The following is a 21,581-nucleotide window of genomic DNA, read 5'->3' as shown; positions in this document are numbered from 1 at the left end:
CCCTGCCATGAGCCGCGAGCGTCGCATCGACTACGTTGAATTCGCTTCCAGCGACCCGGCCGCAAGCCGCGCCTTCTTCGAGAAGGTGTTCGGCTGGTCGTTCGTCGATTACGGCAGCGACTACACGGCGTTCGACGATGGCCGCCTGCAGGGCGGCTTCTTCCGCGGCCAGCCGCAGCGGGCCAGCGACAGCGGTGCACCGCTGCTGGTGCTGTATGCCGACGCACTGGCACCGGTCGAGGCCGCCGTGCGCGACGCCGGCGGCGAGATCGTGCGCCCGGTGTTTTCCTTCCCCGGTGGCAGCCGCTTCCAGTTCGTCGAGCCCGGTGGCAACGAACTGGCGGTCTGGTCCGAACGCGATCCGGCCTGAGCGCCGTCCCATACGCAATATCGAGGTAGCACATGCGTTACGCGCTTGGCGTCGAATACGACGGCAGCGATTTCAGGGGCTGGCAGAACCTGGGCGAGGGCGGTCCCAGCGTGCAGGCCAGCCTTGAGCAGGCCCTGTCGTCGGTGGCCGATACGCCGCTGCAGGTGGTCTGCGCCGGCCGCACCGATGCCGGCGTGCATGGCCAGTGCCAGGTCGTCCATTTCGATACCGACGTGGTGCGCGACCCGCGCGCCTGGATGCTAGGCACCACCACCCGCCTGCCGCGCTCGATCGCGGTGCGCTGGTGCGTGCCGGTGGCCGACGATTTCCACGCCCGCTTCTCGGCACGCGCGCGCCGCTACCGTTACCGCCTGCTCAACCGCGAGGTGCGGCCGGCGCTGGACCGGCAGACCCTCAGCTGGGAGCGCCGGGCGCTGGACGAGACGCTGATGCACGCCGCCGGCCAGGCCCTGATCGGCGAAAATGACTTCAGCGCGTTCCGCTCCGTGCAGTGCCAGGCGCTGCATGCGCGGCGTGAGCTGCAATCACTGCAGGTCAGCCGCCAGGGCGAAGTGATTGAAGTGGCCGTGCAGGGCAATGCATTCCTTCATCACATGGTCCGCAATATCGTCGGTTCGTTGATCCTGGTGGGCAGCGGTGAAAAACCGGTGGAATGGATCGCCGAACTGCTGGCCGGGCGCGATCGCACCGTAGCCGGTCCCACCGCACCGCCGCAGGGCCTGGTGTTCCTTGGGCCCCTGTACCCCGACAACTGGCATCTGCCCGCCGAGGTCACGCTATGAGCCGCTCCTACTACCGCACGCGCATCAAGTTCTGTGGCATGACCCGTGCCGGCGATGTCCGCCTGGCCGGTGAGCTGGGCGTGGACGCAGTGGGTTTCATCTTTGCCCGCGAGAGCAGCCGCCGGGTTGCGCCTGCCGAAGCACGCGCGATGCGCCAGGCGATCGCGCCGATGGTCGATGTGGTGGCCCTGTTCCGCAACAACAGCAAGGAAGAGGTGCGCGAGGTGCTGCGCACGGTGCGGCCAACCCTGCTGCAGTTCCACGGCGAGGAAGACGAGAGCTTCTGCCGCAGCTTCAACATGCCCTACCTGAAGGCGATTGCCATGGGGGGCCGGGAAGAGGTCAATGCGCGCACGTTGCAGCTGCGTTACCCGAGCGCGGCGGGGTTCCTGTTCGACAGCCACGCTCCCGGCGGCGGCGGCGGTACCGGCGTGGCCTTCGACTGGGGCCGTATCCCGACCGGCCTGCACCGGCCGTTCCTGCTGGCCGGTGGCCTGAACCCGGAAAACGTCTACGACGCTGTGCTGGCCACGCTTCCCTGGGGCGTGGACGTGTCCAGCGGCATCGAACTGGAGCCGGGCATCAAGGACGGCTACAGGATGCGCACCTTCGTCGAGGAAGTGCGCCGCGCGGACTGCACGGTCCTGGAGTGATCCGCGCCCCCTGAGGGCGCACCCGGAACGTCATCGCCGACGGTGCATTCCGCCGGGTCTGTGTTCTGCCTGTCGCGTGCCGTGCCATGAAGGCGGACGTCTACTGAATGCGGTGAGCATCCCACTTTCGGGTAATTCAGGATCCAGCGCCAGGAAGTCGACACTCCCGAGCATCTGATCGGACACAATGGGCCCGGCCTGACCTGGCTGGGTGCGATGCGGTGTGCGTGTCGCTGGCCGCACCCCTGAGATACGCCTTGGCTTTCGAACGAGGACGCAATGGATATGCGCCATCTCTCTTCCCACCGTATCCGCCTGGCCCGCCTGACGATCATGCCCGGCCTGCTGCTTGCATTGGGCGCGTGTGCGGGCGGTGACTCGTCCGCCCCGACTGCATCGGCACCGGCCGCTGCCACACCGGCAGGCGCAGCCGCCACAGCACCGGCGACGGTTCCGGCGGCAGCACCGGCTGCCGACGGCCTGGCGGCGCTGATCCAGGCCAGTGGCGTGAAATGCAGCAACGCCAATACGGGCAGCGGCTGCACGGCCGGCGATGTGGACAGCGGTGATTTCTACGATGTCGAACTGTCGCCGGACTGTGGTGACCAGGGCTTCTTCGCGGACGTAGCCGACGCCAAGGGCGTGGAGACGTTGAATGCGGTGCGATCCACCGGCAGCAAGGCCAGCGTGACCGCAAAGCTGTCGAAGGGGCAGCTGGTCTGCGTGCAGGGCATCGGGCGTACCGGACAGAATCCGCTGTTCTATTACGTCGTGGCGGTTCCCGCAGCAACGGTCGGCAAGTGCAAGGGCAACACGTTGTGTGACACCTATGGCGACAGGCCGATCACTGGCCTGGCGAACACGGGGGGCGAGGCCTGCCATGTGGCGGCGCCGGGACGTTACGCCGGGAACTGCGCGCAGGGCTGGGTCAGTGCGGACGTGCTCGACGTGTTTTCCAACGGAACGTAATCACGGTATCGATGCGGCCGACAAGCTGCAGAGCATCACGGTGCAGGATGGCAAGGCGTTCGTGATCGGCGCGACGCCGGGCTTCCGCACCGCCGTCGATCTGGCTCAGGCGCCACCGCCGCTGGAGCAGACCAGTGCCAAGCTGCTGGCAGATCCGCCGCATCAGCAGCAGGTGCATGAGGAGCAGCAGCGGGTCGCGATGGGCGGTCGCTGAGGCTTGTGTTGCCGGCTTCGGGAGCGAACGCCACCCGGAGCCTTGTCTCATCGCAGCTGTGCTGCTGCCCAGTCGGCCAGGGCGTCCACCCGTGCATCGGCCGGGCCATCCGGCCGCGCCAGCACCCAGAAGCCGCCGGTGGCGGTAAATCCCCACGGTGCGACCAGCCGGCCTGCGGCCAGGTCTTCGGCCACCAGCGGTTCCGGTGCGATTGCCGGGCCCAGCCCGGCCACCGCGGCTTCCAGCAGGTAGTACAGGTGCTCGAAGGCGGTGCCCAGCTGCAGCTTCGACACGTCCAGATCGTGCGCCTGTGCCCATGCCGGCCATGCCTGCGGCCGTGAGCTGGTGTGCAGCAGCGTCTCCTGCAGCAGCGCCGACGGCGGTGCATGCCGCAGGCGCTGCGCGGCCGGATGCGATGGCGCCACCACCACGCCGACCCGTTCCGGCGCCAGCTCGCGTACCTGCCAGCCTCGTGGCCACGGGCCCTGCGCCAGCAGCAGCACCGCGTCCAGCGCCGCCTGCGCTTCGGTGAAACTGCCATCCAGTGCCGACCACTGCAGGCGCACGCCGGGCAGGGCAGCCTGCAATGCTGGCAGTCGTGGAATCATCCAGCGCGCCAGCACGCTGCCACTGCAGCCCAGTACCAGCGCCGGGGCTGCCGTCGGCCGCCGCAGTTCGCGCACGCAGTCTTCGATGCCGCTGAAGGCCTCGCTGCATGCTGCCTGCAGCCGCGTGCCCGCAGCGGTCAGGCGCAGGCCACGGCCGGCCCGCTGGAACAACGCCAGGCCAAGGTGATCCTCCAGCAGCTTCAACTGCCGGCTGACCGCGCCGTGGGTGACGTGCAGGTCCTGCGCGGCGCGCCCAACGCCGCCAAGGCGGGCCGTCGCTTCGAACGCGCGCAGCGCATTGAGGGGAGGCAGCAGGGAACGGCTCATGTGAGATTTCCTGACGATATGCGCCAGATAATATCCATTTTCCGGTCATGACCCGTGCGCTAGAGTATCCACCTGTCTGAACCACCGGTCGTATCCATGTCTGCCTCCCGCATTGCCGACTATCACGCCTTCCCGGATGCCCAGGGCCACTTCGGCCGCTATGGCGGCAGTTTCGTTGCCGAAACCCTGGTCGGCCCGCTGCAGGAACTGGCCCAGGCCTATGACCAGGCGCGCCAGGATCCCGCATTCCAGCTGGCCTATGACCGCGACCTGGCGCACTACGTGGGCCGGCCGAGCCCGATCTATCACGCCCAGCGCCTGAGCGATCACGTCGGTGGCGCGCAGATCCTGCTCAAGCGCGAGGACCTGAACCACACCGGCGCGCACAAGATCAACAACACCATCGGCCAGGCCTTGCTGGCCGCGCGGATGGGCAAGAAGCGCATCATTGCCGAGACCGGTGCCGGCCAGCATGGCGTGGCCAGTGCCACGGTTGCCGCGCGGCTGGGCCTCGAATGCGTGGTGTACATGGGCGCCACCGACATCGAGCGGCAGAAGATCAATGTTTACCGCATGAAGCTGCTGGGCGCGACGGTGGTGCCGGTCACTTCCGGCTCGGCCACCCTGAAGGACGCACTCAACGAAGCGATGCGCGACTGGGTGACCAACGTGCAGGACACCTTCTACATCATCGGTACGGTCGCCGGTCCGGATCCGTATCCGCGCATGGTCCGTGACTTCAACGCCATCGTTGGCCGCGAAGCGCGTGAGCAGATGCTGGCCGAATACGGCCGCCTGCCGGATGCGATCACCGCCTGCGTGGGCGGCGGCAGCAATGCCATCGGCCTGTTCCATGCCTTCCTCAACGACCGCCAGGTCGAGATCGTCGGCGCCGAAGCCGCCGGTGATGGCATCAGCACCGGCCGTCACGCCGCGTCGATCGCTGCCGGTCGCCCGGGTGTGCTGCACGGCAACCGCACCTATGTGCTGTGCGACGACGACGGCCAGATCATCGAGACCCACTCGGTATCAGCCGGCCTGGATTATCCGGGCGTCGGCCCGGAGCACGCGTTCCTGGCCGATACCGGTCGCGCACGCTATCTGGGCATCACCGACGAGGAAGCGCTGCAGGCCTTCCACCTGCTGGCGCATACCGAGGGCATCCTGCCGGCACTGGAGTCCAGCCATGCGTTGGCACAGGCGATCAAGCTGGCGCGTGAGCGACCGCGTGACCAGATCGTGCTGTGCAATCTATCCGGCCGTGGCGACAAGGACGTGCACACCATCGCTGCGCGCGAAGGGCTGGTCCTGTGAGCGCGCGGCTGCGGAACAGCGGCGTGCTGCTGCTGGCGCTTGGGCTGGCCGCGTGCCAGCCGCCGGAGCCACCGGTACTGGCGCCGGCCGCCAAGGCCACCACGCAGCCGGCCCAGCAGCCGGCCGCCAACGATGACCTCGACCCGATGGCGCGTACGCCGATCGTCGATCCACCGTCTGCGCAAGGCGCGGACAGCGACGACGTGCCTGCAGTGGCCTCGGTGGCGCTGGATCATGCCGGCGAGGTGCTGGTCGGCCAGCACATGAGTGACCTGAAGGCCCTGGGTCCCTGGAAAGCGCAGGGCGCGAAGGAGTTCTTCGAAGGCGACTGCGAGTACTACGATGGCAAGGCGCTGCCGGCCGGCGTGTCGATGATGACCGATGACGAGCGCGTGGTGCGTTTCGATCTGAAGCCGGGTGACGACCCGGAGCTGCCGGTTGAGCAGCCCGGTCCGTTTGGCCTGCGCGTCGGCATGACCCGCGCACAGGCCATGGCGCAGTTTCCGAATCCGCCGGTGTCCAGTCCGCATGCCTATGACGGCGACCAGGGCGAGTACCTCACCTGGCAGGACCCGGGCTCGGACCTGGGCATCCGCCTGGAACTCTATGAAGGGAAGGTCACCCGGATGTACTGGGGGACCAGCGATGCGATTGAACTGATTGAAGGATGTGCCTGAGATGCCCGTATCCCGACTCGATGCCTGTTTCCAGCGCCTGCGCGAGCAGCAGCGCAAGGCACTTATCCCCTTCGTCACCGCCGGTGATCCCTCGCTGGAGGCCACGGTGCCGGTCATGCACGCGCTGGTCGATGCCGGTGCCGATGTGATCGAGCTGGGCGTGCCGTTCTCCGACCCGATGGCCGATGGCCCGACCATCCAGCGCAGCTCCGAGCGCGCGCTGGCACGGGGGGCTGGCAGCCGCTACGTCCTGCAGGCCGTGGCGCAGTTCCGCGAGCGCGACGCGCAGACCCCGGTGGTGCTGATGGGCTACCTCAACCCGGTGGAGATCCATGGCTACGCGGCCTTCGCCAAGGCCGCCGTCGACGCAGGCGTGGACGGCGTACTGCTGGTCGACCTGCCGCCGGAAGAAGCGGGTGAAGCGCAGCAGGCCTTCGATGCAGCCGGCCTGGCACTGGTCCTGCTGGCGTCGCCGACCACCAGCGAAGCGCGGGCCGACAAGCTGCTGGCGCTGGCCCGTGGCTATCTCTACTACGTCAGCTTTGCCGGTGTCACCGGCGCGTCCGAGCGCCTGGACAGCGATGCCGCCAGTGCCCGCCTGCAGGCCCTGCGCGCGCGCGCTTCGGTGCCGGTGGTTGCTGGCTTCGGCATCAAGGACGCCGCCAGTGCGGCGGCGATGGCGCGCCAGGCCGACGGCGTGGTGGTCGGCAGTGCACTGGTGGCGGTGCTGGCCGAAGCGGGCTCGGCTGAAGAGGCCGCGCAGCGCGCTGGAGCTTTCCTGGCCCCGCTGCGGCAGGCGCTGGACGCGTAACGGTCGTGCCGGCCGCTGGCCGGCATCTTCCTGACGGCCACATGCAAGGGCTGCCGGCCAGCGGCCGGCACTACCCATGGGTCTGTACGTAGGGGCTGCCGGCCAGCGGCCGGCACTACCCATGGGTCTGCACGTAAGGGGCTGCCGGGCAGCGGCCGGCACTACCCATGGGTCTGCACGTAGGGGGCTGCCGGCCAGCGGCCGGCATGACCCATGGGTCTGCACGTAGGGGCTGCCGGCCAGCGGCCGGCACTACCCATGGGTCTGCACGTAGGGGGCTGCCGGCCAGCGGCCGGCATGACCCAGCACCTAAACGTACGTCCCAGCATGGTTTTTTCCGGCGGCTCCGTGGCCGGCAAGGGGGTGCACGGGCGGGGAAAGCGGAGCTAGACTGTCCGCCTTTGCGGCCCTCGGGCCGCCCTGAACGGAAGTGTCCTCCCGCATGAGTTGGCTCAGCAAGTTGATGCCGTCCGGCATCCGCACCGACAACACCCCCAGCAAGAAGCGCAGTGTCCCCGAGGGCCTGTGGGAAAAGTGCAGCAACTGCGGCAGCGCGTTGTACCGTCCGGAACTGGAAGAGAACCTGGAGGTCTGCCCGAAGTGCGGCCACCACATGGCGATCCGCGCGCGTGCGCGCCTGGCCGCCCTGTTCGACGCCGACAGCACCACCGAGATCGGTGCGCGCCTGGGGCCGACCGACCTGCTCAAGTTCAAGGACCAGAAGAAGTACAGCGAGCGCATCAAGATCGCGCAGAAGAACACGGGTGAGTACGACGCGCTGATCGCCATGCGCGGTCTGCTCAAGGGCCGTGCACTGGTGGCCTCGTCGTTCGACTTCGCCTTCATGGGCGGCTCGATGGGCTCGGTGGTGGGTGAGCGTTTCGCGCTGGCCGCCGAAACCGCAGTGGAGATCGGTGCCCCCTACGTGTGCTTCTCGCAGAGTGGCGGCGCGCGCATGCAGGAAGGCCTGTTCTCGCTGATGCAGATGGCCAAGACCTCGGCCGCACTGGGCAAGCTGCGTGAAGCGGGCCTGCCGTACATCTCGGTGCTGACCCACCCGACCACCGGTGGCGTGTCGGCCTCGTTCGCGATGCTGGGCGACATCAACATCGCCGAGCCGCAGGCGCTGATCGGCTTCGCGGGTCCGCGCGTGATCGAGCAGACCGTGCGCGAGAAGCTGCCGGAAGGCTTCCAGCGTTCGGAGTTCCTGCTGGAACACGGTGCCATCGACCAGATCTGTGACCGTCGCGAGATGCGCGACCGCCTGTCCGATCTGCTGGCAATGCTGGGCCGTCAGCCGGCGCCGGAGGTGGCTTGATGGGAGGCCGCAAGTACTTCGGTACTGACGGCATCCGTGGGCGGGTCGGCCAAGGCGTGATCTCGGCCGACTTCGTGCTGCGCCTGGGCAACGCCCTGGGCCGTGTCCTGGTCGCCCAGCGCGGCCAGGACGGGCGCCGGCCGATCGTGGTGATCGGCAAGGACACCCGCATTTCCGGCTACATGTTCGAAGCGGCGCTGGAGGCCGGCCTGGTCGCTGCCGGCGCCGACGTACAGCTGCTGGGGCCGATGCCGACCCCGGCGGTGGCGTTCCTGACCCGCACGCTGGGCGTGGACGCCGGCATCGTCATCAGCGCTTCGCACAACCCGCATTACGACAACGGCATCAAGTTCTTCTCCGCCCAGGGCGAGAAGCTCGACGACGCCACCGAACTGGCCCTGGAAGCGGCGCTGGACGTTCCGTTCACCACCGCCGAATCGGAGAAGCTGGGCAAGGCGTCGCGCGCGCGCGAAGCGGTCGGCCGCTACATCGAGTTCTGCAAGGCCAGCGTGCCGCGCGCGTTCGACCTGCGTGGCGTGCGCCTGGTGCTGGATTGCGCGCACGGTGCCACCTACCAGATCGCACCGCTGCTGTTCCGCGAACTGGGCGCCGAGGTGATCGGCATCGGTGCCGAGCCCAATGGCGTCAACATCAACGCAGGCGTGGGTTCCACCCATATCGACAACCTGGCGGCCAAAGTCCGCGAGACCCGTGCCGATCTCGGCATCGCCTTCGATGGTGATGGCGACCGTGTGCTGATGGCCGACGACCAGGGCAACCCGGTCGACGGCGATGACCTGCTGTACATCCTGGCCCGCGCCTGGAAGGACGAAGGCCGCCTGCGCGGCCCGGTGGTCGGCACGCTGATGAGCAACTATGGCGTGGAGAAAGCTTTCGCCGATCTGCAGATCCCGTTCGTGCGCAGCAACGTTGGTGATCGATACGTGCACCAGGCGCTGGTCGAAGGCGGGGGCGTGCTTGGCGGTGAGGCCTCGGGCCACCTGCTGTGCCTGGACCGGGCGACCACCGGCGACGGTATTGTCAGTGCCCTGCAGGTACTGGTGGCACTGCGCAACGGCGGCCAGACCCTGCGCCAGGCGCTGAAGGGTTTGGAGCGGGTGCCGCAGAAAACGGTCAACGTGCGGTTGGGCAATGTCTCGGCCAAGGCCACGGTGCAGGCCGCCAGTGTGCAGGCCGCGCTGGCGGCCGCGCAGCAGTCGGTGGCCGGCCGCGGTCGCGCGTTCCTGCGCCCGTCGGGTACCGAGCCGGTGGTGCGGGTTACCGTCGAAGCCGATGACGCCACGCTGATGCAGGAGACACTCGATCGCTTGTCCGCTGCGGTGCGCGAAGCCGCTGCCTGAGCAGCGTGGCAATACCGCGTGTTGCACCCGACATGGCCGCGTTTGCGGCCATGTTTTTTTCTGGTAGGGGGGGGACTCAACCGTGCGCGACCCGCGATCGCGTTCAGCTGCGGCTGCGCACCTTGTGACGCGTCGTGTACGGGCGTTTCCGACCGCTGGGTCCTGCCCGCATCAGCGCGCGGGCAGGTGCTCTGGCATTGCACCTTGTGCGGTGCGTGACATCGCCCGCTGCCACTTCCAGGTGTCCCGGCACATGTCGGTGAGATCGTGACGCGCCTTCCAGCCCAGCTCGCGCAGCGCCAGCGAGGCATCGGCGAAGCTGACCGCGATGTCGCCATCGCGCCGCGGTACGATGCGGAACGGAACCCGCACGCCGGTGGTGAGTTCGAAGGCCTGGATCAGTTCCAGCACGCTGTGGCCCTGGCCGGTGCCAAGGTTGAGGGTGATGCTGCGCCGCTGGTCGCGAAGGAACTGCAGGGCCAGTACGTGGGCGCTGGCGACGTCCTGCACATGGATGTAGTCGCGCACGCCGGTACCATCATGGGTCGGATAGTCGTCCCCGAAGACCTGGACCTCCGGCAGCAGCCCGGCGGCGACCTGCGCGATGTAGGGCATCAGGTTGCTCGGCGTGCCATGCGGAAGCTCGCCGATCAGCGCGCTGGCGTGGGCGCCGACCGGGTTGAAGTAGCGCAGCGTCGCAATATGCAGGTCCTGGCCCGTTGCCGCCAGGTCGGCAAGCAGCTGCTCGACCACCAGCTTGGTGCGCCCATAGGGCGTCATCGCACAGGTTGAAGCGGTCTCGGCCACCGGGCAGTGGTCCTGGTTGCCGTACACCGTTGCCGAAGAGCTGAAGACCAGCAACTGCACGCCTGCATCCTGCATGGCACCGAGCAGGGCAATCGAACCGCTGATGTTGCTGTCGAAATACTGCAGTGGAATCTTCTGGGATTCGCCCACGGACTTGAGCGCTGCGAAGTGCAGTACGGCATCGATCGCGTGCTCCTGCATCAAGGCGGCCATGCGCGGCCGGTCCCGGATGTCAGCCTGCACGAACACCGGTGCCGTGCCGGTGATCCGTCCGATGCGCTCGACCACGCTGGCGTCGCTGTTGCACAGCGAGTCCACGATGACCACGCCGTGCCCCTGCTGCTGCAGCTCCACGCATGCATGCGAGCCGATGTAGCCAGCACCGCCGGTCACCAGTACGTTCATTGCCTTCACTGTTCCTTTGAGTCCATTCGAAAAACGGGTGCTGCCGCGATCAAGATGAACGTGGCCTCCTAAGGGCCAGGCACCATCTTCTTCTGCCGCGCCTTGAAGCCGTTGAAGATCGGCGCGATCAACGGGTTGTAGCTCCATGCGATGCGCTTGCGCAGCCAGCTGGCCGGCCGGTTGCGGATCGCGAAGCGATAGATCCGCTCCGGATCGCCGCCAATCACGTTGCGGCCGAAGGGATGGGTGGTGTGCAGGTAGCGGAAGCCCTGTTCGCGTGCCACTTCGATGTAGTCATCGTCGAAGTCACCATAGGGCCAGCACAGCGTATCGGAGACTTCGCCGAGCTTCTCCAGCAGCGTCTGCTTCGCCATGGCCAGGTCGCCGCTGATGCCTTCGCGGCGCTGCGCACGGTCCAGGTCATCGCGCTTGAGCCAACGGGTGTGGCTGTGGGTATGGCAGTGGACCTCGAACGTGCCGGCTTCGATTGCCGCACGCGCTTCGCTCCAGCGCATCATCACTTCGTCGCTGCGGCCCTGCTTGTAGATCAGGTCCTCGCAGGCGCGATGTTCCGGCGTGGCCGGCAGCTCGGCGCCTTCGATGCCTGCATGCGGGCGGATCGGACCTTCGTGCATCCAGCCGGTGACCACGAATACCACCGCATGCATGCCGTATTTCTGCAGGATCGGATGGGCGTAGACCCAGTTGTCCAGGTAGCCGTCGTCGAACGTGATCACGATCGATTTGCGCGGCACCGGCTTCCCGGCGAGAAAGCCGGCGTACTGGTCCAGCGTCAGCGAGGTCCAGCCGGTCCGTGCGAGCCAGGCGATCTGGCTCTCGAAGTTCTCCGGGGATACGGTGATCATTCCCGGCGAGTTGCTGACATGGTGGTGCATCAGCACCGGTACGGTTCTGGCGTTAGCCATGACCCAGCTCCTTCAACCATTGGAGGTAGTAGTTTTCAGTGGCCTCTCCGTGGCCGGCCGCGCTGAACTGCTTGGCGCTGCGGATCCAGTCCCAACCGGCGCGGCCCATCTGCCGGCGACGTTCCTGATCATCCACCAGCAGCCGCAACGCACCAGTGAGGGCGGCGTCATCACCCAGCCGGGTGAGGATGGCATTGCTGCCTTCCACCAGCATTTCAGGCACGCCGCCAACGCGATGCGAGACGATCGGCAGTGCCGCCTGCGCCGCCTCGAGGAACACGGTCCCGGAGGCTTCCTTGTGGGTGGCCAGGGCGAAGATGTCGAAACCGGCCATCAGCCGGTGTGCGTCGCTGCGGAAGCCGAGCAGGTGCACCTGGCGCTCCAGCCCGAGTTCGCTGCGCAGGGCCTGCAGGCGGCCCATGACCGGCTCGCCGTCGCCGACCACGGCCAGGTGCAGGTCGGGATTGGTCTTGCATAGTGGCGCCATGGCGCGCAGCAGCTCGGCATGGCCCTTGGGCTCGCGCAGCACGGCCACGCAGCCGACCACGATGTCGCGCTCGGCGAAACCGAGTTCGGCGCGGACCTGTGCGCGGGTGGCCTGCAGGTTCTCCCAGGGATCGCCCTGCTCGGTCATGCCCCAGCGCGGCGGCGTCGCCATGGGGGGCACGATGCCGATGTGCTCGGCGGCAATGCCGCGGTCGACCAGCAGCCGCTTGACGAAATCGCTGACGGTGATGATCCGGTGCGGAAGACCGGTATAGGTCAGCAACGAATTGACCGGACTCATCAGGTGGCGCGAGCGCACCACCAGTGGCGTGCCGCCCAGGCGTGCGCCAGCCGCGGCGATCAGTGCGTCGCGGCGGCTGGTGGTGTTGACCACGTCGTAGCGCTCGCGGCGTACCAGGCGTGACACCGACCAGATGCCGCGCAGCAGCCGTGCCAGGCCGCCCATGCGCAGGGTATGCACGGTGAAGCCATCGTCGCGCGCGAGCTGGGCCAGGCGGGCATCGGGCTGGCACAGCAGGGACACCTGGTGCCCACGCGCACGCATCACCTGCATGTGGCGGAAGATGTAGATCTCCTGGCCGCCCATTCCCCGGGCAGCTTCGGTATGCAGGATCCGCAGCGAGCGTTTCATGGAATCCATCCTCTGTGGTCAGCGGTTGCGGAAGCGGGTCAGCGCTTCCCATGCGGTACGGACGGCGCCGGCATCCGGGGCCTGGCGCGGGAGCGGGCGGTAATGCAGGTCAAGCGCCGTCGCATTGCCGAACTTGTCGAACACGTAGATGCCATTGCCATGGCGGACGGCGCGTTGTGACCAGCTTTCCACCACCAGTGCGCGCTCGCCTGCGGGTTCGGCCAGCAGATCCTGGCCGGTGCTGAAGTCGCTCAGTGCGTTCTCGCAGCCCAGGGCGTGGCGCATCAACGTCGGCACCCAGTCCTCATGTGAACTGGTGCGTGTCTCATGGCCGCTGGCCTGGCCGGGCCAGTGCAGCACGAACGGTACCTGCAGCTGGTAGTCGGAGAAGTTGCCGTTGTGGCCCCAGTAGTTCAGCTTCAGGTCGTTGAACTCCTCGGCGTGGTCGCCGGTGACCAGAACGATGGTGTTCTGATCCAGGCCCTGCGCGCGCAGATCGTCCAGCAGGGTGCCGACGAGGCTGTCGGCGTAATGCACGGCGGTCCGGTAACGGTTCAGTTCCGGGGCCGGGTCGTGGTCCGGACCGAACCTGAGGAAGTCGATTTCCTGCGCCATCGGGGTCGCCAGCGGCGGGTAGCCTGCGGGCATGTGGTAGGGCGCATGGGTGGAATCGAGGAAGACGAAGCCGAACCACGGCGTGTGCGCTGCCTGGCTTGCACGGATGTCCTTCTGAAGCGAGGCTACGATGCTGCTGTCACGGCCTTCCGAACCCAGGCCGGGCGGGCCCTGGTGCAGCTGGTCGCGGACGTCCGCAAATGCAGTGCGGTCGAATTCCGGGCTGTACATCGGCGCGCTGCCGTACAGATGCAGGTCGTACCCCTGCTGGCCCAGCACCTTGAACAGCTGTGAGCCGCGCTGTTCGTCAAGCATGCTTTGCCAGTAGCCGCCCGGCAGGCCGTAGAGCAGGCCGAACAGGCCATAGCGGGTGGCGTTGCCCGTGCTGAAATGGCGGTCGTAGACACGAGCGGAGGCCGCCAGTGCCGAGGTGTTCGGCATGATCTGCGGAGTAAGCGCATCGTGGCGCAGCGATTCCAGCACGACCATCAGTACATTGGGCCGCTGTGGGCTCTGGCAGCGCAGTGGCTGCAGCGGATACAGCAGCTGCGCATGGCGAGGATCGGGCAGGCCGACCTGCTGTTCACTGACCACGCCCAGCCTGCGCATGAAGCTCTTGGCGGTGATCGGCTGGGCCCAGGGCAGGTAGTTCCACTGGGCAATCACGTCACGGTCGCCGCGTGCGTCGTAGTAGGCGGTGGCCACCTGGCCGCTCGCCATCAGCAGGGCGACCACCGCCCAGGCCTGCAGCACCCTGCGCCGGCGGGGCGCGGCCGGCAGCAGCTTCCAGCACGCCCAGGCCAGGATGCCCTCGGCGGTGAAAATGGCCGCCACCAGCAGGCCGACCTGTACCCAGGTCTTCCACGACAACGCAACCTGGTCCTGCAGGGCGCCGCCGAACACCATGTTCAGGACCATGGCATTGAGGTGGAAGCGGTACAGGGTGAACACCTTGGCGTCGACCAGCAGCAGGCACAACCACAAGCCCTGCAGCAGTACCGCACTGATGCTCAGCGTGCGCGCGCTGCGCGGCCACAGGCCCAGCAGCAGTGGCAGCGCGCCGGCCAGCGCGCCGAAGGCGAGCAGGTGCCCGGGCAGGGCAATCGCGAGATAGGCCAGGCCCTGGCGGCCGCCCGGGTTGTCGTACAGCGGCACGTTGCCGAGGGTGATCACCGTCGCCAGCAGCGCATTGCCCAGGACGAACAGGGACCACCACGCAAGCCGGCGCCAGCGAAGGGCAGGGCCCGCAGAGGGAAGGGCGATGGCGGCTGGGGCGTCGGGCATGGTGCGTCGGGTCGGGGAGGCGCGGTCGGGGCTTGCGCTGCCAACGTGATGGATTCGTTAAATTGTGCGCAGGTCGCGCATTGTATCGATTTGTTTCCGAGGATCGAGTAGCGTCCGCCGGGTGATCTGTCACAATGTTCAGGCGGGCCATGAATGCGCAGGCCCCCCAGACCCAATGACAAGCCAGGAATTGCTGTGAGCCAGATCCCCACCCTCGACATCACCCGTTTCGACAGCGACCGCGAGGCCTTCGTGGCCGAGCTGGGCGCGGCCTACCGCCAATGGGGATTCGCGGGCATCCGCAACCATGGCATTCCGCAGGCCGACATCGACGCGGCCTACGATGCCTTCAAGGCCTTCTTCGCCCTGCCGGAAGAGGTCAAGCGCAAGTACCACGTGGCCGGCAGCGGCGGCGCCCGCGGCTATACCCCGTTCGGCGTGGAAACCGCCAAGGGCTCAAAGCACTTCGACCTGAAGGAGTTCTGGCACATCGGTCGTGAAATCGCCGACGACTCCAAGTACCGCGATGTGATGGCACCGAACCTGTGGCCGACCGAGGTCGAGGGCTTCCGTGAGCGCGGCTACGGCCTGTACCAGGCGCTGGACAACCTGGGTTCGCGCGTGCTGTCCGCGCTGGCCCTGCACATCGGCCTGCCGGAAGACTTCTTCGCCGACAAGACCAACTTCGGCAACTCGATCCTGCGCCCGATCCACTACCCGCCGATCACCACCGACGACATCCCGAACGTGCGTGCCGGCGCGCATGGCGACATCAACTTCATCACCCTGCTGGTCGGCGCCAGCGCCGCGGGCCTGGAGGTGCAGTCGCATGAGGGCGAGTGGGTGCCGTTCACCTCGGACGCGGACACCATCGTGGTCAACATCGGCGACATGCTGCAGCGCCTGACCAACCATGTGTACCCGTCGACGATCCATCGCGTGGTCAACCCCCCGGGCGAGCTGGCCCGCCAGCCGCGCTACTCGGTGCCGTTCTTCCTGCACCCGAACCCGGATTTCCTGATCGACGTGCTGCCCTCGTGCATCACCCCGGAGAACCCGAGCCGGTACCCGGAGCCGATCACCGCCCACGGCTTCCTCGAGGAGCGCCTGCGCGAGATCAAGCTGAAGTAAAGAAAAGTGAGGCCGCCGAAAGGCGGCCTTTGTCTTTGCAGGGTTGCACCCTGCACCCGCGGCAGTGCCGGCCGCTGGCCGGCAAGTCCAAAGCCAAAGCGGCTCTGGGTTTCTGCGTGTTGGGCGGGGCGGTGTGGGTTGGCAGGACACGCCGCGAACCCCCAGGCCGGCCCAGCCGCTGGCGGCTGGGCGTTCGGGCGCTTGCGAAGCGGTGCTTCGCAAGCAAAGCGCCCTCACCCCTGGGGGCTCGATGGCGCCATCCATGGCGCCAACGGTCCTGCCAACCCACACCTCCCCGCCTTCGACAGTTTCCCGGTGACGGTTGGTGGGTGTCGACCTTGGTCGACACGGTAGATCCACGCCTTGCGTGGATGAGATCTGTCGGATCGAAGTGGGGTAGGGGTTGGTCCAGCCGGCAGCAACCCGGAATGCAGCTTTTGCCTTTGCTCTTGCTCTTCTTTTTTCTTTCCGTGGCGGGCGGAACCGCCGGACTGTGTCAGAGGCCGGGCGGGTGGGGATGGCGGGGGTGTCCGCGGCATGGATGCCGCGGCCAAGCCCCCAGGGACGGGTTTACGGCGTCCCCCGGCATCCTCACCCGCCCGGCCAATCTCACCAATCCAACCGGTGATACGCGACCAACCCGCCCCCCGCCACGAGGGGCTGCGCCGTTGGCTGAAAATCCATGTAACCGCTTACAAGGAAACGGATTTTTGCCGCAGCGGGTATCATGACCGGCTGACTTCACACAGGAGCCACCCGCTCATGCGCCGCAAGATCGTCGCCGGAAACTGGAAGCTGCATGGCAGCCGTCAATTCGCCAATGAACTGCTGGGGCAGGTGGCTGCCGGGCTGCCGCTGGAGGGGGTGGACGTGGTGATCCTGCCGCCGCTGCCGTACCTGGGCGAGCTGGTCGAGGACTTCGGCGAGACCGGCCTGGCCTTTGGCGCGCAGGACGTGAGCAGCAACGAGAAGGGCGCCTACACCGGCGAGGTCTGCGCGGCCATGCTGGTCGAGGTCGGGGCCCGCTATGGCCTGGTCGGCCATTCCGAGCGCCGCCAGTACCACCACGAGAGCAGCGAGCTGGTCGCGCGCAAGTTCGCCGCCGCCCAGCACGCCGGCCTGGTGCCGGTGCTGTGCGTGGGCGAGACCCTGGAACAGCGCGAGGCCGGGCAGACCGAAGCGGTCATCGCCAGCCAGCTGGCACCGGTGCTGGAGCTGGTTGGCGCGGCCGGTTTCGCCCAGGCTGTGGTCGCCTATGAGCCGGTCTGGGCCATCGGTACCGGCCGTACCGCCACCAAGGAGCAGGCACAGCAGGTGCACGCGTTCATCCGTGGCGAAGTCGCGCGTATCGATGCTAGAATCGCTGATTCACTGCCCATTGTTTACGGCGGTAGCGTGAAGCCCGACAATGCCGGGGAACTGTTCGCGCAGCCGGATGTCGATGGTGGGCTGGTCGGCGGCGCCTCCCTGGTGGCTGCGGACTTCCTGGCCATCGCAAGGGCGGCGGCCGCGAACTAATCCTAGAAGTATTGTCCGAGGGCGGTTTCCAATGCTGATGTTGATCCTCAATGTCGTCTACGTGCTGGTCGCTGTGGCCATGATCGCGCTGATCCTGATGCAGCGTGGCTCGGGTGCGGCGGCGGGTTCGGGCTTTGGTGCCGGCGCCTCGGGTACGGTGTTCGGTGCGCGTGGCGCCTCGAACTTCCTGTCCAAGTCGACCAAGTGGCTGGCCGTCGTGTTCTTCGGCATCAGCCTCTTCATGGCCTGGTATGCCGGTCATGGCAGTCGTCCGGCGGCCGACCAGGATCTGGGCTTGATGTCCGCCCCGGCGGCGGTCGCTCCGGCGGCTCCGGCAGGCGAATTGCCGGCCGTTCCGAAGGCTGATGCGGTCCCGGCCGCCCCGGTTCCGGCCGCGAATGTGCCGGCTCAGGCGGAATCTTCGGTTTCTGGTGAAGAAAAGCCTTCGGAAGGCTCCCAGAAACACTGAAGCCGGTTACAATACGCGGCGCATCGGGAAGATAGTCTGATGTGATCGTTTGCCCAGGTGGCGGAATTGGTAGACGCACTACCTTGAGGTGGTAGCGACTTAGGTCGTAGGGGTTCGAGTCCCCTCTTGGGCACCATTTGTAAGTAAAGCGGGTTCGCCTGGCGCGCAAGGCGCCAGGTAGATTCCCGTCCACTCCCCCATGCCAAAGCGCCTGCAGGCGCAGCGGCAGAGGCAAGAGAGAATCGCTGTGCTGGCCGAATATTTGCCGTCTCTGCTGTTTCTGATCGTTGCCACCGGTATCGGCATTACGCTGATGCTGGTTGGTCGATTCCTCGGTCCCCGCCGCCCCGATCTGGAAAAGCTGTCGCCGTACGAGTGCGGCTTCGAGGCCTTCGAAGACGCGCGCATGAAGTTCGACGTGCGCTACTACCTGATCGCGATCCAGTTCATCGTCTTCGACCTGGAAATCATCTTCATCGTGCCGTGGACCCAGGTCTTCATGGAGCTGGGCGCGCGTTCGCTCGTCACCATGGGCCTGTTCGTCGGCATGCTGTTCCTCGGTTTCATTTACGTCTGGAAGAAGGGAGCGCTGGAATGGGAGTGATTCAGACTCTCGATGGCCTCATGAACAACCCCACGCCGGAAGGCCGGGTTGATGACATCCTGCGGCCGGAAGGCGACAACCCGCTGCTGGAAAAGGGCTTCGTCACCACCAGCGTCGATGCACTGCTGAACTGGGCGCGCACCGGCTCGATGTGGCCGATGACCTTTGGTCTGGCCTGCTGCGCGGTCGAGATGATGCACGCCGGCGCCGCGCGCCTGGACCTTGACCGCTACGGCGTGGTGTTCCGCCCGTCGCCGCGCCAGTCCGACGTGATGATCGTGGCCGGTACCCTGGTCAACAAGATGGCCCCGGCGCTGCGCAAGGTCTACGACCAGATGCCGGACCCGAAGTGGGTCATCTCGATGGGTAGCTGCGCCAATGGTGGCGGCTATTACCACTACTCCTATTCTGTCGTGCGCGGCTGTGATCGCGTGGTGCCGGTGGACGTCTACGTCCCGGGTTGCCCGCCGACCGCCGAGGCGCTGGTGTACGGGATCCTGCAGCTGCAGAAGAAGATCTGGCGTACACAGACCATCGCCCGCTGACCCCTTCACCTGACAAGAGCGCGCCAAGCCCCCATGGCAGAGCAAGCATCCTTCATCGACCGACTCTCCGCACGTTTCGCTGGTGCGAAGGTCATCGTGGTCGAACCCCGCGGCGAAGTGACGCTGGAAGTGCCTGCCGCCGAGTGGCACGCCACCGCCCTGGCGCTGCGTGACGAGTTTGGTTTCGAGCAGGCCGTGGATCTCTGCGGCGTCGATTACCTGGGTTATGGCTCCGACGAATGGGACACCGCCGACGTGTCCTCGCAGGGCTTCAGCCGTGGCGTCGAAGGCAAGGCCCAGGGCCGTTTCGCGTGGGGTGAGTTCCCCACCGAGGAAAACGGTGCCGACGGTGCCCGCCCGCAGCACATGCCGACCCAGCGTTTCGCCGTGGTCGCCCAGCTGCGCTCGTACCAGCACAACCTGATGATGCACCTGCGCTGCTTCGCCCCTGACGAAGCACTGCCGGTGGTGTCCTCGCTGACCGGCATCTGGCCGGGCCTGAACTGGTTCGAGCGCGAAGCGTTCGACCTGTACGGCGTGATCTTCGAAGGCCACCCGGACCTGCGCCGGATCCTGACCGACTACGGTTTCGTCGGCCATCCGTTCCGCAAGGACTTCCCGCTGATCGGCAATGTCGAAGTCCGCTACGACGAAGAAAAGAAGCGCGTGATCTACGAACCGGTCACCTCGGTGGAGCCGCGTGTCGGCGTGCCGCGCGTGATCCGCGACGACGCCCGTCTGCAGACCGCAGAAGGTGAGCGCGCGCAGGAGGCAGTGAAGTGAGCCACGTACACCAGGCCGGCGAAGCATTCGCCAGCAACGCCGCCGAAAGTCGGCAGGAAATCCGCAACTACACCATGAACTTCGGCCCGCAGCATCCGGCCGCTCACGGTGTGCTGCGCCTGATCCTGGAAATGGACGGTGAAACCATCATGCGCGCCGACCCGCACGTGGGTCTGCTGCACCGTGGTACCGAAAAGCTGGCCGAGTCCAAGCCGTTCAACCAGTCGATCGGTTACATGGATCGACTGGATTACGTGTCGATGATGTGCAACGAGCACGCCTACGTGCGCGCGATCGAGACCCTGATGGGCATCGAGGCGCCGGAGCGTGCGCAGTACATCCGCACCATGTACGACGAGATCACCCGCATCCTCAACCACCTGATGTGGCTGGGCTCCAACGCGCTCGACCTGGGTGCGATGGCGGTGATGCTGTACGCCTTCCGCGAGCGCGAAGAGCTGATGGACTGCTATGAAGCAGTCTCCGGCGCACGCATGCACGCGGCGTACTACCGTCCGGGCGGTGTCTACCGCGACCTGCCGGACCACATGCCGAAGTACAAGGAGTCGCGCTGGCACAAGGGCAAGGCGCTGAAGCAGCTCAATGCTTCGCGCGAGGGCTCGCTGCTGGACTTCCTGGAGAACTTCACCGTCGAGTTCCCCAAGCGCATCGACGAATACGAAACCCTGCTGACCGACAACCGTATCTGGAAGCAGCGTACCGTCGGCATCGGCGTGGTGACGCCGGAACTGGCGCACCAGTGGGGCATGACCGGCGTGATGCTGCGTGGCTCGGGCGTGGCCTGGGACCTGCGCAAGAAGCGCCCGTACGCCAAGTACGATGCCGTCGATTTCGACATCCCGCTGGGCAAGGAAGGCGACTGCTACGACCGCTACCTGGTCCGCGTTGCCGAAATGCGCGAGTCCAACCGCATCATCAAGCAGTGCGTGGCGTGGCTGAAGGCCAACCCGGGCCCGGTGATGGTGAAGAACTTCAAGGTCGCTCCGCCCAAGCGCGAGGACATGAAGGACGACATGGAAGCGCTGATCCACCACTTCAAGCTGTTCAGCGAAGGCTACTGCGTGCCGGCCGGCGAGACCTACTCGGCGGTGGAAGCCCCGAAGGGCGAATTCGGCTGCTACCTGGTCTCCGATGGCGCCAACAAGCCGTTCCGCGTGCACCTGCGTGCGCCGGGCTTCGCCCACCTGTCCTCGATCGATTCGATCGTGCGCGGCCACATGCTGGCCGACGTGGTGGCGATGATCGGCACCTACGACCTGGTGTTCGGCGAGGTTGACCGGTAATGCCGTCCGCCACGCCAACGCCCGCTGCAGGCAGCCGGCGCAAGCCGGCGCCGCAGTTTCTGGAATTTCACGTTATGCATTTCGCTGAGGTCGGCCGATGAAGGCGACAGGTAATTTCGAGGCGGCGCGCGACGTCGACCCGATGGTGGTGCTGAGCGACAAGACCCGCGCTCACATCGATCACTGGCTGTCCAAGTTCCCGCCGGACCGCAAGCGCTCTGCCGTGCTGCAGGGCCTGCATGCGGCCCAGGAGCAGAACCAGGGCTGGCTGACCGACGAGCTGATCGCCGGCGTGGCCAAGTACCTTGATCTGCCGCCGGTGTGGGCCTACGAGGTCGCCAGCTTCTACTCGATGTTCGAGACCGAGAAGGTCGGCCGCAACAACGTGGCCATCTGCACCAACATCAGCTGCTGGCTCAATGGCGCCGAGGACATCGTGCGCCATTGCGAGAAGAAGCTGGGCATCAAGCACGGTGAATCGACCCCGGACGGCCGCGTCTACCTCAAGCGCGAGGAAGAGTGCCTGGCTGGCTGCGGTGGCGCGCCGATGATGGTCATCAACGGTCACTACCATGAGCGTCTGACCCTGGAAAAGGTCGACGAGCTGCTGGACGGGCTGGAGTAAGG

22 protein-coding genes, 1 tRNA gene and 1 pseudogene are annotated in these 21,581 nt (G+C 66.7%); 19 read left to right on the top strand and 5 right to left on the bottom strand.

The window, feature by feature from the left end:
- Positions 1–7 precede the first annotated feature (7 nt).
- The 5 genes and pseudogenes from Q9Q79_RS14470 to Q9Q79_RS14450 form a co-directional block, all read left to right on the top strand.
- Positions 8–370 (top strand): VOC family protein, encoded by a 363-nt coding sequence (locus Q9Q79_RS14470; protein ID WP_005410482.1) that lies wholly within the window; start codon positions 8–10, stop codon positions 368–370.
- Positions 371–402: 32 nt separating this feature from the next.
- A complete protein-coding gene (truA, locus tag Q9Q79_RS14465) occupies positions 403–1,173 on the top strand; it encodes a tRNA pseudouridine(38-40) synthase TruA (RefSeq protein WP_012480891.1) in 771 nt (256 codons plus the stop codon).
- The gene (locus tag Q9Q79_RS14460; RefSeq protein ID WP_005410480.1) at positions 1,170–1,826 is read left to right on the top strand and encodes a phosphoribosylanthranilate isomerase; all 657 of its coding nucleotides are present in this window, start codon (positions 1,170–1,172) and stop codon (positions 1,824–1,826) included. The genes truA and Q9Q79_RS14460 overlap by 4 nt, the downstream gene beginning before the upstream one ends.
- Positions 1,827–2,105: 279 nt before the next feature.
- Positions 2,106–2,795 carry a hypothetical protein gene (locus Q9Q79_RS14455; RefSeq protein WP_201861791.1) on the top strand — a complete coding sequence of 230 codons (690 nt, stop codon included), beginning with the start codon at positions 2,106–2,108 and terminating at the stop codon, positions 2,793–2,795.
- Positions 2,791–3,009: pseudogene (locus Q9Q79_RS14450) on the top strand (peptidoglycan-binding protein); the annotation flags it as partial. The gene Q9Q79_RS14455 and the pseudogene Q9Q79_RS14450, both read left to right, overlap by 5 nt.
- A 47-nt stretch (positions 3,010–3,056) precedes the next feature.
- On the opposite strand, the gene Q9Q79_RS14445 reads toward Q9Q79_RS14450, so the two are convergent.
- Positions 3,057–3,944 (bottom strand): LysR family transcriptional regulator, encoded by an 888-nt coding sequence (locus Q9Q79_RS14445; protein ID WP_024958314.1) that lies wholly within the window; start codon positions 3,942–3,944, stop codon positions 3,057–3,059.
- A 96-nt stretch (positions 3,945–4,040) separates the two neighbouring features.
- Here Q9Q79_RS14445 and trpB point away from each other — a divergent pair, with 96 nt between their 5' ends.
- The 5 genes from trpB (at position 4,041) to glmM (ending at position 9,425) form a co-directional block, all read left to right on the top strand.
- Positions 4,041–5,258: a tryptophan synthase subunit beta gene (gene trpB, locus Q9Q79_RS14440; RefSeq protein ID WP_201861790.1), complete on the top strand. Its 1,218-nt coding sequence runs from the start codon at positions 4,041–4,043 to the stop codon at positions 5,256–5,258.
- The gene (locus Q9Q79_RS14435) at positions 5,255–5,935 is read left to right on the top strand and encodes a hypothetical protein (RefSeq protein ID WP_024958315.1); all 681 of its coding nucleotides are present in this window, start codon (positions 5,255–5,257) and stop codon (positions 5,933–5,935) included. The genes trpB and Q9Q79_RS14435 overlap by 4 nt, the downstream gene beginning before the upstream one ends.
- A 1-nt stretch (position 5,936) precedes the next feature.
- Positions 5,937–6,746, top strand: coding sequence for a tryptophan synthase subunit alpha (gene trpA / locus Q9Q79_RS14430; protein ID WP_024958316.1), 810 nt, complete (start codon positions 5,937–5,939; stop codon positions 6,744–6,746).
- Between the two features lie 442 nt (positions 6,747–7,188).
- Complete coding sequence (gene accD, locus Q9Q79_RS14425) at positions 7,189–8,064, top strand: acetyl-CoA carboxylase, carboxyltransferase subunit beta (protein WP_005410473.1); 876 nt, start codon at positions 7,189–7,191, stop codon at positions 8,062–8,064.
- Entirely contained in the window at positions 8,064–9,425 is a 1,362-nt protein-coding gene (glmM, locus tag Q9Q79_RS14420; RefSeq protein ID WP_049397008.1) for a phosphoglucosamine mutase, read from the top strand. The genes accD and glmM overlap by 1 nt, the downstream gene beginning before the upstream one ends.
- Positions 9,426–9,596: 171 nt before the next feature.
- Here glmM and galE read toward each other — a convergent pair whose 3' ends face one another.
- From galE to Q9Q79_RS14400, 4 genes are all read right to left on the bottom strand, one after another.
- The gene (galE, locus tag Q9Q79_RS14415) at positions 9,597–10,637 is read right to left on the bottom strand and encodes a UDP-glucose 4-epimerase GalE (protein WP_024958318.1); all 1,041 of its coding nucleotides are present in this window, start codon (positions 10,635–10,637) and stop codon (positions 9,597–9,599) included.
- Positions 10,638–10,705: 68 nt separating this feature from the next.
- Complete coding sequence (locus Q9Q79_RS14410) at positions 10,706–11,563, bottom strand: polysaccharide deacetylase family protein (protein ID WP_005410470.1); 858 nt, start codon at positions 11,561–11,563, stop codon at positions 10,706–10,708.
- Positions 11,556–12,701, bottom strand: coding sequence for a glycosyltransferase family 4 protein (locus Q9Q79_RS14405; protein ID WP_005410469.1), 1,146 nt, complete (start codon positions 12,699–12,701; stop codon positions 11,556–11,558). The genes Q9Q79_RS14410 and Q9Q79_RS14405 overlap by 8 nt, the downstream gene beginning before the upstream one ends.
- 18 nt (positions 12,702–12,719) lie before the next feature.
- On the bottom strand, positions 12,720–14,600 hold the full coding sequence (locus Q9Q79_RS14400; protein WP_043035583.1) for a DUF3413 domain-containing protein: 1,881 nt from the start codon (positions 14,598–14,600) through the stop codon (positions 12,720–12,722).
- A 153-nt stretch (positions 14,601–14,753) separates the two neighbouring features.
- Here Q9Q79_RS14400 and Q9Q79_RS14395 point away from each other — a divergent pair, with 153 nt between their 5' ends.
- The 9 genes from Q9Q79_RS14395 to nuoE all read left to right on the top strand — a co-directional run bounded on the left by Q9Q79_RS14395 (position 14,754) and on the right by nuoE (position 21,579).
- Positions 14,754–15,731, top strand: coding sequence for a 2-oxoglutarate and iron-dependent oxygenase domain-containing protein (locus tag Q9Q79_RS14395; RefSeq protein WP_005410467.1), 978 nt, complete (start codon positions 14,754–14,756; stop codon positions 15,729–15,731).
- A 762-nt stretch (positions 15,732–16,493) separates the two neighbouring features.
- Positions 16,494–17,249 (top strand): triose-phosphate isomerase, encoded by a 756-nt coding sequence (tpiA, locus tag Q9Q79_RS14390; RefSeq protein ID WP_005410466.1) that lies wholly within the window; start codon positions 16,494–16,496, stop codon positions 17,247–17,249.
- 31 nt (positions 17,250–17,280) lie between these two features.
- Positions 17,281–17,718, top strand: a complete 438-nt coding sequence (gene secG, locus Q9Q79_RS14385; protein ID WP_005410465.1) for a preprotein translocase subunit SecG — start codon at positions 17,281–17,283, stop codon at positions 17,716–17,718.
- A 51-nt stretch (positions 17,719–17,769) separates the two neighbouring features.
- Positions 17,770–17,854 (top strand) — tRNA-Leu (locus Q9Q79_RS14380).
- A gap of 111 nt (positions 17,855–17,965) precedes the next feature.
- Entirely contained in the window at positions 17,966–18,322 is a 357-nt protein-coding gene (locus Q9Q79_RS14375) for an NADH-quinone oxidoreductase subunit A (RefSeq protein ID WP_005414075.1), read from the top strand.
- On the top strand, positions 18,313–18,867 hold the full coding sequence (locus Q9Q79_RS14370) for an NADH-quinone oxidoreductase subunit B (RefSeq protein WP_005410463.1): 555 nt from the start codon (positions 18,313–18,315) through the stop codon (positions 18,865–18,867). The genes Q9Q79_RS14375 and Q9Q79_RS14370 overlap by 10 nt, the downstream gene beginning before the upstream one ends.
- Positions 18,868–18,900: 33 nt before the next feature.
- Positions 18,901–19,650 carry an NADH-quinone oxidoreductase subunit C gene (locus tag Q9Q79_RS14365; RefSeq protein WP_005410462.1) on the top strand — a complete coding sequence of 250 codons (750 nt, stop codon included), beginning with the start codon at positions 18,901–18,903 and terminating at the stop codon, positions 19,648–19,650.
- On the top strand, positions 19,647–20,954 hold the full coding sequence (locus tag Q9Q79_RS14360; RefSeq protein WP_014037950.1) for an NADH-quinone oxidoreductase subunit D: 1,308 nt from the start codon (positions 19,647–19,649) through the stop codon (positions 20,952–20,954). Before Q9Q79_RS14365 ends, Q9Q79_RS14360 begins: the two co-directional genes overlap by 4 nt.
- A 97-nt stretch (positions 20,955–21,051) precedes the next feature.
- A complete protein-coding gene (gene nuoE / locus Q9Q79_RS14355; RefSeq protein WP_005410460.1) occupies positions 21,052–21,579 on the top strand; it encodes an NADH-quinone oxidoreductase subunit NuoE in 528 nt (175 codons plus the stop codon).
- Positions 21,580–21,581 lie beyond the last annotated feature (2 nt).

Source organism: Stenotrophomonas sp. a6 (assembly GCF_030913325.1).
Lineage (GTDB): Bacteria > Pseudomonadota > Gammaproteobacteria > Xanthomonadales > Xanthomonadaceae > Stenotrophomonas > Stenotrophomonas maltophilia.
The sequence above is the reverse complement of the archived record's forward strand: the minus strand, read 5'-3'. Positions and strand labels throughout refer to the sequence as shown.